Here is a 13,548-nt window from a genome sequence, read left to right on the forward strand (position 1 = left end):
GCCGACCCCGTTACATGGCCTCGTGCGGGCTGAACGCCACCTCGGTGCCGTCGGCGAGCCGGGAGATCGTGAAGTCGGCGAACACGTTGGGGGCCTTGCCGAGCAGTTGGCGGAGCACCTCGACGGCCAGCTCGCGGATCTCGACGTCGGCGTGCTCGGTGGCCCGCATCGCGACGAAGTGCCGCCAGGCCCGGTAGTTGCCCGTCACGACGATCCGGGTCTCCGTGGCGTTGGGCAGGACCGCCCGGGCGGCTTGGCGGGCCTGCTTGCGGCGCAGGGTCGCGTTGCCCTCGTCGGCGAACTTGCGCTCCAGCCCCTCCAGCAGTTCGCGGTACGCCAGCACGCTGGCCTCCGCCGCCGCCGTGAACAGCTTGTGCAGCTCCGGGTCCTCGGCGATCACGGCCGGCTCGACCATGGCGGCGTCGCGCTCGGGCACGTAGCGCTGGGACAGCTGGCTGTAGGAGAAGTGCCGGTGCCGGATCAGCTCGTGGGTGCACGACCGGGACAGGCCGGAGAAGTAGAAGGAGACGGTGCCGTGCTCCAGCACCGACAGGTGGCCGACGTCGAGGATGTGTCCCAGGTACCCGGCGTTGGTGGCGGTGGCGGGGTTGGGCTTCGACCAGGACTGGTAGCAGGCCCGGCCGGCGAACTCGGCCAGCGCCTGGCCGCCCTCGGCGTCGGTCTCCCACGGCACGTCGACCGGTGGCTCGAAGTGCGTCCACGCGATGAGCTGGACCTTCGGGGGGACGATCTCGGGCATAGCAGGCTCCTCCTAAGCTCAGCGGCAAGCTTAGCGACCTCGGGCCGCGACGAGGCCCGACGTCGACCTCGTGACATCAGCGATGACATTGCGCGACGGCAGTTTTGATGTCATGATGACGTCATGGAACTTACCCCGTACCTGGACTCACTTCGCCGCGATCTCGCCGCGGCCGCCGCGCCCGGCGGTCCGGAGGTGACCCGGGCGGCGGAGCTCCTGACCGGCTCGCTCGAGGCCTCCGCCCGGCTGGCCCTGCTCGAGGCGCTGTCCGACGCCGCCGCGGAGATCACCACCCGCCTGTCCGACACCAGCGTCGAGATCCGGCTGCGCGGCCGGGACGCCGACATCGTGGTGTCGGAGTCGATGCCGGTGCCCCCGATGCCGCCGATGCCCCCGATGCCGCCGCCGGCCCCGGGCGAGCCCGACACCGGCGACATCTCCCGGATCACGCTCCGACTCCCCGAACCACTCAAGCAGGCCGTCGAGCGCGCCGCGCAGGCCGAGGGCATCTCGGTCAACTCCTGGCTGGTCCGCGCCATCGGCTCCGCCGTGCAGAACCCCGGCGAGCCGCCGTTCACTTCCTCGCACGTCCGTTACGGCCGCCGGCTCACCGGCTTCGCCCAGGCCTAGACCACCCCCCACGGAGGACTGACACATGTACGACTTCGCCGCCCCCGGCCCGATCAACGGCACCTTCCGGGTGCCCGCCGGCAGCCTGGAGGTGACCGCCGAGCCCCGCGACACCGTCGTGGTGACCGTCGAGCCGGGTGACTCCAGCGAGGCGTCCCGCGACGCCGCCGCCAACACCCGGGTCGAGCTCGTCGGGGACGAACTCCTCGTCGAGGCGCCCGAGAGCAAGGGCCTGAGGATCATCTGGAAGAGCGCGAAACTCCGGGTCACCGCCAGGATCCCGGAGCACAGCACCGTCACCGTCAAGGTGGCCTCCGCCGACGCCCGACTGAAGGGCCGCTACTCCGAGGTGCGGCTGAACTCGGCGTCCGGCGAGGTGCACCTGGACGAGGCCGCCCGCGACGCCGTGGTCAGCACCGCGAGCGGCGTGCTCCGGGTCGGCCAGGTCGGCGGCTCGCTGAAGGCCAACACCGCCTCGGGGGACCTGTACATCGGGGACGTCGGCGGCAGCGTCGACGCGCACTCCGCGTCCGGGGACATCACGATCGGCGGCGTGCAGGGCGAGGCGTCCACCCGCTCGGCCAGCGGCGACATCCGGGTCGGCCCGGTCGGCGGCTCGGTGAAGGCCAACACGGCCTCCGGGGACGTCGAGATCGCGTCCACCCGGTCCGGCATGGTCAAGGTGAACACCGCCTCCGGGGACGTGAAGGTCGGGGTGCTCGCCGGGACCGCGGTGTGGCTGGACCTGTCCACGGCCAGCGGGCGCACGACGAGCGACCTCAATGTCGGGGGTAGCGCGACCCCGCCCACCGGTTCGCAGCTCACGCTCCAGATCCGGACTGCGAGTGGGGACATAGAGGTGCACCGGGTGCACAACGCCGCCTGATCGTTCAGGAGTTCAAGAACCGTTCGGACAGTCCTGTCGTCATGTAGGCGACAGGGCTGTCGGCGGTACAAGTCATGGGCTTACATTCTTTGCCATGTCGATGCGCCGCCGTGCCCTTTTCGCAGCTCTCGCTGTGGTGGGTTCACTACTTACCGTGATCGGGGTGCCCGTCGGGGCCGAGCCCGGCCAGGCCGCCACCCTGCCGTCCGGTTTTCAGGAACAAGTGGTCCTGAGCGGGCTGAACAAGCCCACGAACATCGTCTTCTCCCCCGACGGCCGGATCTTCGTCGCGGAGAAGGGCGGCGTGATCAAGGTCTTCGACTCCCTCGCCGACACCACCCCCGACGTGTTCGCCGACCTGTCGACGAACGTGCACGACTACACGGACCGGGGGTTGCTCGGCCTGGCCGTGCCGCCGAACTTCCCGACCAACCCGTACGTCTACGTGCTCTACTCCTTCGACGCCGCGATCGGCGGCACCGCCCCGCGCTGGGGCGACGGCTGCCCCAACCCGCCCGGCACCCAGGACGGCTGCGTCATCAGCGGCCGGCTGTCGCGGCTGCAGGCCAGCGGCAACCACATGGTCGGCAACGAGCAGGTGCTGCTCAACGACTGGTGCCAGCAGTTCTTCACCCACTCGGTGGGCAGCGTGGAGTTCGGCCCGGACGGCGCGCTGTACGTCTCCGGCGGCGACGGCGCGAGCCCGACCTGGGCGGACTGGGGCCAGGCCGGCTACCCGGCGGTGAACCCGTGCGACGACCCGCCCGGCGGCGTGGGCGGCGTGCAGACGGCACCGACCGCCGAGGGCGGCGCGCTGCGCAGCCAGTCCGTGCGGGCCGTGGACCGCACCCACACCCCGCTGGGCGGCACGATCATCCGGATCGACCCGAACACGGCCCAGCCGCTCAACGACAACCCGTGGTACGCGAGCGGGCAGGACGCCAACACCAAGCGGATCGTGGCGTACGGGCTGCGCAACCCCTACCGGCTGACGTTCCGCCCCGGCACCTCCGAGATCTGGGTCGGCGACGTGGGCTGGCGCACCTGGGAGGAGATCAACCGGGTCGTCAACCCGAAGGCCGCCGTCCCGCAGAACTTCGGCTGGCCCTGCTACGAGGGCGACAACGGCGGGCTGCACAAGACCAGCGGGTACGCCAGCGCCGGCCTCAACCTGTGCACCTCCCTGTACAACACGCCGAACTCGACGACCCGGCCGTACTTCGCGTACAACCACGCCGACGCCGTCGTGCCGAACGACCACTGCGCCATCGACGGCTCCTCGCCGACCGGGCTGGCGTTCTACACGGCGGGGATGGGCAACTACCCGAGCCGGTACAACGGAGCCCTGTTCTTCGCCGACTACGCGCGCAGCTGCATCTGGGCCATGATGCCCGGGGCCGGCGGCCTGCCGGACCCGACGAAGATCGAGCTGTTCGACGGCGGAGCGGCCACCCCGACCGACCTGACCGTCGGCCCGGGCGGCGACCTGTACTACGCCGACATCGCCGGCGGCACGGTGCGCCGGGTGCGCTACTTCTCCGGCAACCAGCCGCCGACCGCCGCGGCCACCGCGACGCCGACCTCGGGCCCCGCCCCGCTGGCCGTGCAGTTCAACGGCACCGGCTCCTCCGACCCGGACGTCGGCGACACCCTGACCTACGCCTGGGACTTCACCAACGACGGCACGGTCGACGCGACCACCGCCTCGCCGACCTACACCTACACCGGCACCGGGTCGTTCACGGCCAAGCTGACCGTGACCGACACCAGCGGGGCCAGCAACAGCACCACGGTGCCGATATCCGTGGGGGTGGGCGCGCCGGTCGCGGTGATCGACACCCCGGACGCGGCGCTGACCTGGCAGGTCGACGACCACATCACGTTCTCCGGGCACGCGAACAGCCCGCAGGAGGGCGCGCTGCCGCCCAGCGCCCTGAAATGGGAGCTGCGGTTGCAGCACTGCGTGACCGACACCAGCTGCCACACCCACGTGCTGCAGAACTTCACCGGGGTGGCCTCCGGAGCGTTCGACGCCCCGGACCACGACTTCCCGTCGCACCTGGAGCTGGTGCTCACGGCCACGGACTCCGGCGGGCGCAGCTCGACGACGTCGGTGACCCTGCAACCGAAGACCACGAAGCTGAACTTCTCGACCAACCCGCCCGGCCTGACACTGTCCACGGTGTACGGCACGGAGGCCGCCCCCTTCAGCCAGGTCGTCATCTCCGGCTCGCACAACACGATCAGCGCGCCGAGCCCGCAGACGCTCAACGGCGTGACCTACACGTTCACCGGCTGGTCGGACGGCGGGGCTCAGACGCACGTCGCGACGGTGCCGACGACGGAGACCACGTACACGGCCACGTTCACGGCCGGGGCTCCGGCGCAGCAGGGGCTGTCGGGCACGGTCACCATCGACGGCTCGGGGCGCCCGCTGCCCGGGGCGACCGTGACGCTGAACCCCGGCGGGGTCACCACGACCACCTCGGCGACCGGCGGCTACTCGTTCGACAACGTGACCTCCGGCAACTACGGGGTCACGGTCACCCAGGGCCTCGGCCGGTGCGTCACCCCGCACACCGCCTCGGTGACGGTGTCCGGCACGACCACGGCGAACGTGGCGGTGACGGCGCTGCACGACAACGCCGGGTACAGCTGCGTGGACTCGACGGCCGGCGCGTACGTGCCCGGGACGACCGTGACGCCGCTGACCGGCGACGACGCGGTGCAGCAGGTGACACTGCCGTTCGCGTTCCCGTTCTACGGCGCGAACTACTCCACGGCCTGGGTGGACACCAACGGGATGCTGTCGTTCACCTCGATGCCGTCCAGCGTGATCACCCGGGGCGCGATCCCGTCGGGCGCCGCGCCGAACAACGGGATCTACCCGTTCTGGACGGACCTGAAGATGGACACCGCCTCGGCGCTGCGGACGGCCACCGTGAACGGCGACTTCGTGCTCGACTGGAACAACGTCTACATCTACGGGTACAAGTCCTACCGGCTGAACTTCGAGGTGATCCTGTCGCCGAACGGGAACATCCGGTTCAACTACCAGTACCTCGACGCGCGGGCCAGCGAGCAGGGCGGCGCGTCGACCGTGGGGATCGAGAGCCCGGACGGGTCGACGGCGGTGCAGTTCTCCACCGCCGATCCGGTGCTCAGGGACACGCTGACGATCCTGTTCCGACGGACGTGACCTAGCCACGAGAAAGGGCCCCGGGTGATCACCCGGGGCCCTTTCTCGTCGCGGTCTAGACGAAGAACATCGTGAACGGCGCCCAGGGCAGGTTCCTCAGGACCGAGAACACGCCCCATGCGACGAGGAACATCGCGATGACCTGGGGTTGGATGTTCAGCATCGGGATCCTCGTCCGGAACACCCGGTTGGCCGACCAGGCCACGAACATGTAGGCCAGGAACGGCAGCGCGAACAGGACCACGATGTGGTTGCGGGCCGCCTCGGGCAGGTTCCCGTGCAGCACATACCACATCGCGCGGGTGCCGCCGCAGCCCGGGCAGTCGAAGCCGGTCAGCAGCTTCATCGCGCAGCTCGGCGTCGCGCCGGCCTGGGCGGCCGCCGGGTCCACCGCGAGGGTGTAGGCCACGCCGCCGCCGATGCAGGCGAGCGCCGCCAACGGGGCGAGCCACGGGGGCTTCTCGACGATCCGGGTCATGAACCGGGTGAACCGGCCCGGTTCGGGCAGCGGATAAGGATACGGGACGTGTCCGCCCACGGGCTCCGCCATGACACCAGCACCTTCTTCATCTCAGTCGACATTGACACGGTACCGCGTGCGGCGGAAACGTGTCGGGCGCTCCCAGAACGGTCACCGACAGTCAGGCATCCGACACTCTCTATATCGAACATCCTTCATATGCTGCCGGAATGATGCTCCGTCGCCTGCTCACGGCCGCCGGCCTCGTCGCGGCCACCCTCGTCCCGGGTCCGCCTGCGACCGCCGCGACGTTGCCGAGCGGCTTCGTCGAGCAGATCGTGTTCACCGGCCTGAGCCAGCCCACCAATGTCGAGTTCGCGCCGGACGGGCGGATCTTCGTCGCCCAGAAGTACGGCGTCATCAAGGTGTACGACTCGCTCACCGACCCGACCCCCGACACGTTCGCCGACCTGTCTACCCAGGTGTACTCGGCCTGGGACCGGGGCCTGCTCGGCATGGCGCTCGCCCCGAACTTCCCGGCCGACCCGTACGTCTACGTGCTCTACACCTACGACGCCAAGCCCGGCGGCACCGCGCCCACCTGGGGCGACGCCTGCCCGAACCCGCCAGGGGAGACCGCGGACGGCTGCGTGGTGACCGGCCGGCTGTCCCGGCTGAAGGCGGTCGGCAACCAGATGAGCGGTCCCGAGCAGGTGCTGGTGACCGACTGGTGCCAGCAGTACCCGAGCCACTCCGTCGGGGATCTGGTGTTCGGGGCCGACGGCGCGCTGTACGCCTCCGCCGGCGACGGGGCCAGCTTCAACTGGACCGACTGGGGCCAGGACGGCAACCCGGTCAACCCGTGCGGCGACCCCGGCGGCGCGAACCCGACCCCGCCGACCGCGGAGGGCGGGGCGCTGCGGTCCCAGGACGTCCGGACCACCGGGGACCCGACCGGGCTGAACGGCAGCGTGATCCGGATCGACCCGGCGACCGGGGCCGGGCTGCCCGGCAACCCGTACGCCTCCTCGACGGACGCCAACGCGCGGCGGATCTCCTCGTACGGGCTGCGCAACCCGTTCCGGCTGGCCGTACGGCCCGGCACCTCCGAGGTGTGGGCCGGCGACGTCGGCTGGAACACCTGGGAGGAGCTCGACCGGCTCGCCACGCCCGGGTCCAACTTCGGCTGGCCGTGCCACGAGGGCAATGCCCGCCAGCCCGGCTACGACGGCGCGAACCTGAACCTGTGCGAGAGCCTCTACACCGCCGGCGGCGTCACCGCGCCGTACTACGCCTACAACCACGCCAGCCAGGTCGTCCCCGGGGAGACGTGCCCGACCGGCGGGTCGGCCGTCTCGGGGCTCGCGTTCTACCCCGGGAGCGGCGGGGCGTACCCGGCGGAGTACCGCAACGCCTTGTTCTTCGCGGACTACAGCCGGGGCTGCATCTGGTCGATGGGCGCCGGGGCCGACGGCCTGCCGGACCCGACGAAGATCAAGACGTTCGCCGCCGGCGCGGCCAACCCCGTCGACCTGGAGATCGGCCCCGGCGGCGACCTGTACTACGCGGACCTGACCGGCGGCACCATCCGCCGCCTGCGGTACTACCCGGCCAACCGCCCGCCGGTGCCGGCGTTCACCGCCACCCCCTCGGCCGGCCCGGCGCCCCTGACCGTCGCGTTCGACGCCGTCGGCAGCACCGACCCCGACCCGGGCGACATCCTCGGCTACCAGTGGGACTTCGACAACAACGGCACGGTGGACGCCACCGGCCGCACGGCGTCGTACATCTACGCCACGGCCGGGCCGCGCACCGCCAAACTCACGGTCACCGACTCCACCGGGGCCGCGGCGAGCACCACGACCCTGATCAGTCCCGGGGAGTCCCCGCCGGTCCCGGTGATCGACTCCCCCGCCGGCACCCTGCGGTGGAAGGTCGGCGACCCGGTGAGCTTCACCGGGCACGCCACCGACGCCCAGGACGGCACCCTGCCGGCGGCCCGGCTGCGCTGGCAGCTCGTGCTCCAGCACTGCTCGTCGGCCACCGACTGCCACAGCCACCCGTTGCGGGAGTTCACCGGGTACGGCGGGTCGTTCACGGCGCCGGACCACGAGTACCCGTCGCATCTGGATCTGATCCTCACCGCCACCGACTCGGCCGGGCTGACCGGGACGAGGACCGTGCGGCTCGACCCGAGCACCGTCGACCTGACGTTCACCACCGCCCCGGCCGGGCTGCAGCTCACCGTCGGCTCCGCGACCGGCACCGGTCCGTTCACCCGGACCGTCATCGTCGGCTCCACCCAGACGGTCAGCGCGCCCACCCCGCAGGGTTCCTACGCGTTCGGCGGCTGGTCGGACGGCGGCGCGCAGACCCACGTCCTGACGGCCCCGGCGACGGCGGCCACCGTGACCGCGACGTTCACCCCGATCACCTCGACGCTGTCGGTCACCGGCACCGCGACCGTCGCCGGCACCGGGCGGCCCCTGGTCGGGGCGACCGTGACCCTGAACCCCGGCGGCCAGACCACCACGACGTCGGCCACCGGCGGCTACGCCTTCACCGGCCTCACCCCCGGCACCTACGGGGTCACGGTCACCCGCGGCCTCGGCCGGTGCGTCACCCCCGCCACGGCCTCGGTGATCGTGGACGGGCCCAAGGTCGCCGACCTGGCCGTCACCGCGCGGTCCGACGGGTACGGCTACACCTGCGTGGACGCGGCCCTGCCGTACCGGGCGGGCTCCACCGCGCTGGCGCTGACCGGCGACGACAAGGTCGCCCCGGTGACCCTGCCCTTCGCCTTCCCCTACTACGGCCAGACCTACACCGCCGCCACCGTCGACACCAACGGCGTGCTGTCCTTCGGCACCGCCGCCTCGGCCGCGGCCAACGTCGACGTGCCCGCCGCCAGCGCGCCGAACGCCGCGATCTACCCGTTCTGGCGGGACCTGGGGCTCGACACGAGCTCCCAGGTGCTCACGTCCGCCGGGCCGGGCACGTTCACCGTCGAATGGCGCAACGCCTACCTCTACGGGTACCGGTCGCACCGGATCTCGTTCTCCGTGACCCTCTCGGCCAACGGGGACGTCGAGGTCGACTACCAGGCCCTCGACCCGCGGGCCGACGAGCAGGGCGGCGGCGCGACCGTGGGCATCGAGAACGAGACGGGCACGGTGGGGCTGCGCTACTCCTACGCCGAGCCGGTGCTCCGCGACGAGATCTCGGTACTGTTCCGCCGCCCATGACGCCATTCATCAGGTAATACCTGAAAAACATACTTATTATCGGTCCATGACGCTTCGTGGTGTGCTGCTCAGAGCCGTCCTCACTGTCGTCGTCTTGTCGCCGGTGTGCCTCGAACTCACCGGCGACCCGGTCAGCGCCGCGAGCACCCTGCCGCCGGGTTTCGTCCAGGAGACCGTCTTCACCGGGCTGTCCGCCCCGACGAACATCGAGTTCGCGGCGGACGGCCGGGTGTTCGTCGCCCAGAAGGGCGGCATGATCAAGGTCTTCGACTCGCTGACCGACCCGACCCCCGACACCTTCGCCGACCTGTCCGCCGAGGTGCACGACTTCTGGGACCGCGGTCTGCTCGGCATGGCCCTGGCCCCGAACTTCCCCGCCGACCCCTACGTCTACGTCCTCTACACCTACGACGCCAAGCCCGGCGGAGCCCCGCCCACCTGGGGCGACGCGTGCCCGAACCCGCCAGGGGCCAACGCCGACGGCTGCGTGGTCACCGGGCGGCTGTCCCGGCTGCAGGCGGCCGGCAACCACATGACCGGCCCGGAGCAGGTCCTGATCACCGACTGGTGCCAGCAGTTCCCGAGCCACTCGATCGGCGACCTCAAGTTCGGCGCCGACGGCGCGCTGTACGTCTCCGGCGGCGAGGGCGCCAGCTTCACCTTCGCCGACCACGGCCAGAACGGGAACCCGTGCGGCGACCCCGGCGGCGCGAACCCCGCCCCGCCGGGCGCCGAGGGCGGCGCGCTGCGGGCCCAGGACGTCCGCAGCCTCGGCGACCCGACCGGCCTGTCGGGGACCCTGCTGCGGATCGACCCCGCCACCGGGGCCGGCCTGCCCGGCAACCCCTACGCCTCCTCCGCCGACGCCAACGCCCGGCGGATCTCGGCGTTCGGCCTGCGCAACCCGTTCCGGCTCGCCGTGCGACCCGGCACGTCCGAGATCTGGGCCGGCGACACCGGCTGGAACACCTGGGACGAGATCGACCGGGTCACACCCGGCGCCAACCTCGGCTGGCCCTGCTACGAGGGCCCGGACCGCCAGCCGGCGTACGACGCCGAGAACCTGAACATGTGCGAGAGCCTCTACACCGGGGGCGGGGCGACCGCGCCGTACTACGCGTACAACCACGGGGCCACCGTGGTGCCCGGGGAGACCTGCCCGACCGGGGGCGGCTCGGTGACCGGGCTCGCGTTCGCGCCGGACAGCGGGAGCTACCCCGCCGAGTACCGCGGGGCGCTGTTCTTCGCCGACTACTCCCGGGGCTGCATCTGGGCCATGCGCGCCGGCCCCGACGGGCTGCCGGACCCGACCAGGATCACCAACTTCGTCACCCAGGCCGTCAACCCCGTCGACCTGGCGATCGGCCCCGGCGGCGAGCTCTACTACCCCGACCTCAACGGCGGCACGATCCGCCGGATCCGGTACTTCTCCGCCAACCGGCCGCCCGTCGCGTCCTTCACCGCAGTCCCCGACCACGGGCCGGCCCCGCTGACCGTCAGCTTCGACGCCAGCGGCAGCACCGACCCCGACGGCGACGCGCTCACCTACCAGTGGGACTTCCAGAACGACGGCACCGTCGACGCGACCGGCGTGACGGCCGGCTTCACCTACGCCACCCCGGGGGACCGGACGGCGAAACTCACCGTCACCGACCCCGGCGGGGCCAGCGCCAGCACCACGCTGGTCGTGCACCCGGGCGAGGCCCCGCCCAGCGCGTTCATCGACTCCCCCGGCGGCCAACTGCGCTGGAAGGTCGGCGACGCCATCGCCTTCACCGGGCACGGCACCGACCCGCAGGACGGCACGATCCCCGGCAGCCGGCTGAGCTGGGAGCTGATCCTGCACCACTGCGACGCCGCAGGAGACTGCCACACCCACGCGGTGCAACAGTTCACGGGTACCAGCGGAAGCTTCGTCGCGCCCGGGCACGAATACCCGGCCCACCTGGAGCTACGGCTCACCGCCACCGACTCCACCGGGCTGACCGGCACGACCAGCGTCCGGCTCGACCCGTTCACCACCGACGTCACGTTCGCCTCCGACCCGCCGGGTCTGCAGGTCACGGCCGGTTCCGACACGGCGGCCGCGCCCTTCACCCGCACGGTGATCACCGGGTCGACCACGTCGGTCGGCGCGCCCACCCCGCAGACGGTCGGCGGCCAGTCCTACGCCTTCCGGACCTGGTCGGACGGTGGCGCGCAGACCCACGACGTCACGGTCGGGGACGCGCCCACCACCTACACCGCCCACTACGAGGCCATCTCCGGGAACCTGGGCATCACCGGCAGGGCGCTCGTCGCCAGCACCGGCAAGCCCCTGGTCGGCGCGCTCGTCACGCTCACTCCCAGCGGCCGGACCACGACCACGTCGGCCACCGGCGGCTACGCCTTCACCGGCCTGCCCCCGGACACCTACGGCGTGACCGTGTCCCTCGGCCGCGGCCGGTGCGTCACCCCGGCCACCGCCTCCGTCGTCCTCGACGGGCCGAAGACCGTGGACGTCCGGGTCACCGCCCGGGCCGACGCGTACGGCTACACCTGTGTCGACGGGTCGAAACCATTCGTGCCCGGGACACAGGCCATCGCGTTGACCGGCGACAACGCCGTCGCCGCGGTGAACCTGCCCTTCGCGTTCCCCTTCTACGGCCAGAGCTACACGAAGGCCAAGGTGGACACCAACGGGGTGCTGTCCTTCACCGCCACCGGATCCCACCCCGACCACGTGTCCATTCCGACGACGGCGGCGCCCAACGGGTCGATCTACCCGTTCTGGCGGGACTTCGTCCTCGACGGGTCCTCCGCCGTCCTGACCGCCTCGTCCGCCGGGGCGTTCACCGTGGAGTGGCGCAACGTGTCCGTGAAGGGGCAGCCGACCCGGCGGGTCGGGTTCTCCGTGACGCTCTACCCGGACGGGGACGTCCAGCTCGGCTACCAGGGGATCGACCCGCAGGTGGACGAGCGGGGCGGGACCGCGACGGTCGGCATCGAGAACCAGGCCGGGACGATGGGGGTCCGCTACCTCTACCACGACCCGGTGCTGCGCAACGACACGTCGGTGCTGTTCCGCAGCCCCTGACGCGACCCGCACGGGGCCCGGGCGGGGACGCCCGGGCCCTCGCGCGTGCGAGGCGAAGCCCTACGCCAGTGCCCGGGACAGCTCCGGGGCCAGATCGCCCCGGTCCGGCAGCGCCACCTCGCCCAGCCCGAGCCAGCCGGCCATCCGCCGCAGCTCGGCCGCCAGGGCCACCGCCGTCTCCCCCGCGTCGGCCCCCGGCTCCAACCACGCGGCCGGCACCCGGAGCACCCCGGCGGCCCGGTCGGCCTTGAGGTCGACCCGGGCGGTCAGCCGGTCGCCATGCAGGAACGGCAGCACGTAGTAGCCGTGGACGCGTTTGGGGGCCGGGGTGTAGATCTCCAGCCGGTACCGGAAGTCGAAGAGGCGCTCGGTGCGGCCCCGCTCCCAGACCAGCGGGTCGAACGGGCTGACCAGGGTGGCCGCCCGCACCCGGCGGGGCAGCCTGGCGTCGGCGTGCAGCCAGGCCGGTTTCTTCCAGCCCTCGACCGCCACCGGCCGGAGCACGCCCTCGGCGACCAGGGTCGCGATCGCCGGCTTCGCGGCGTCCGCCGGCAGCCGGAAGTAGTCCCGCAGCTCCGGCTCCGCCGCCACGCCCAGCGCGCGGGCCGCGACCTCGACCAGGGCCCGGTAGGACTCGGCGAGCGACGGGTCCGGGGTGTCCAGGACGGCGCGGGGCAGCGCGCGGTCCGGCATCTCATACACCCGCTCGAACTGGCCGTTGCGGTGGCTGGTGGTCACCTCGCCCGCCCAGAACAGGTATTCCAGGGCTTGCTTGGCGACGCTCCAGTTCCACCAGCCGCCCTTCTTCTTGGGCACGTCGTGCTCGATCTCCCGGGCGGTCATCGGGCCCTTGGCCCGGACCTCGTCCAGGATCCACCGGACCAGCTCCGGCTGCTCCGCGGCCACCCGGCGCATCCCGCCCCAGGCCCCGTCGAGCGCGCTGGCCATCCGCCAGCGCAGGTGCGGGTGCAGGCGGACGTCGATCAGGGCCGCCTCGTGCCCCCAGTACTCGAAGAGGGCGCGTTTCGGGCCCGTCGACACCCTGGTCAGCAGGTCGTGCGGATAGGGGCCTAGCCGCGAGTAGAGCGGCATGTGGTGCGCGCGGGCCAGGATGTTGACCGAGTCGATCTGGATCTGGCCGAGCCGGCCGATCACCCGGCGGGCGTGCCGCGCGTCGGGCACCCCGGTGGGCAGGGGGTCGGCGAAGCCCTGGGCCGCGAGGGTGACCCGCCGGGCCTGGGCGAGGGTCAGGGTGTCGGGAATGCTCATAGTGCTCGACAGCGTAGCCAACG

General features: G+C 71.9%; 8 protein-coding genes. 5 read left to right on the plus strand and 3 right to left on the minus strand.

The window, feature by feature from the left end; genetic code table 11:
* Window positions 1-10 precede the first annotated feature (10 nt).
* Complete coding sequence (gene thyX, locus IW245_RS21145) at window positions 11-760, minus strand: FAD-dependent thymidylate synthase (protein WP_197004904.1); 750 nt, start codon at window positions 758-760, stop codon at window positions 11-13.
* 123 nt (window positions 761-883) lie between these two features.
* Here thyX and IW245_RS21150 point away from each other — a divergent pair, with 123 nt between their 5' ends.
* The 3 genes from IW245_RS21150 to IW245_RS21160 all read left to right on the plus strand — a co-directional run bounded on the left by IW245_RS21150 (window position 884) and on the right by IW245_RS21160 (window position 5,475).
* Window positions 884-1,390 carry a toxin-antitoxin system HicB family antitoxin gene (locus IW245_RS21150; protein WP_197004905.1) on the plus strand — a complete coding sequence of 169 codons (507 nt, stop codon included), beginning with the start codon at window positions 884-886 and terminating at the stop codon, window positions 1,388-1,390.
* 25 nt (window positions 1,391-1,415) lie between these two features.
* On the plus strand, window positions 1,416-2,276 hold the full coding sequence (locus IW245_RS21155; protein ID WP_197004906.1) for a DUF4097 family beta strand repeat-containing protein: 861 nt from the start codon (window positions 1,416-1,418) through the stop codon (window positions 2,274-2,276).
* 154 nt (window positions 2,277-2,430) lie between these two features.
* Window positions 2,431-5,475 carry a PQQ-dependent sugar dehydrogenase gene (locus tag IW245_RS21160; protein ID WP_233473046.1) on the plus strand — a complete coding sequence of 1,015 codons (3,045 nt, stop codon included), beginning with the start codon at window positions 2,431-2,433 and terminating at the stop codon, window positions 5,473-5,475.
* Between the two features lie 55 nt (window positions 5,476-5,530).
* Here the strand turns inward: IW245_RS21160 and IW245_RS21165 are convergent, their stop codons facing one another.
* On the minus strand, window positions 5,531-6,025 hold the full coding sequence (locus IW245_RS21165) for a DUF2752 domain-containing protein (RefSeq protein WP_197004907.1): 495 nt from the start codon (window positions 6,023-6,025) through the stop codon (window positions 5,531-5,533).
* Between the two features lie 140 nt (window positions 6,026-6,165).
* On the opposite strand from IW245_RS21165, the gene IW245_RS21170 reads away from it, so the two are divergent.
* Both IW245_RS21170 and IW245_RS21175 read left to right on the plus strand, forming a co-directional pair.
* Entirely contained in the window at window positions 6,166-9,180 is a 3,015-nt protein-coding gene (locus IW245_RS21170) for an NIDO-like domain-containing protein (protein WP_197004908.1), read from the plus strand.
* Between the two features lie 46 nt (window positions 9,181-9,226).
* On the plus strand, window positions 9,227-12,256 hold the full coding sequence (locus IW245_RS21175; RefSeq protein WP_197004909.1) for an NIDO-like domain-containing protein: 3,030 nt from the start codon (window positions 9,227-9,229) through the stop codon (window positions 12,254-12,256).
* 60 nt (window positions 12,257-12,316) lie between these two features.
* Here the strand turns inward: IW245_RS21175 and IW245_RS21180 are convergent, their stop codons facing one another.
* On the minus strand, window positions 12,317-13,525 hold the full coding sequence (locus IW245_RS21180) for a winged helix-turn-helix domain-containing protein (protein ID WP_197004910.1): 1,209 nt from the start codon (window positions 13,523-13,525) through the stop codon (window positions 12,317-12,319).
* Window positions 13,526-13,548 lie beyond the last annotated feature (23 nt).

The organism is Longispora fulva (assembly GCF_015751905.1).
GTDB classification, from domain to species: domain Bacteria; phylum Actinomycetota; class Actinomycetes; order Mycobacteriales; family Micromonosporaceae; genus Longispora; species Longispora fulva.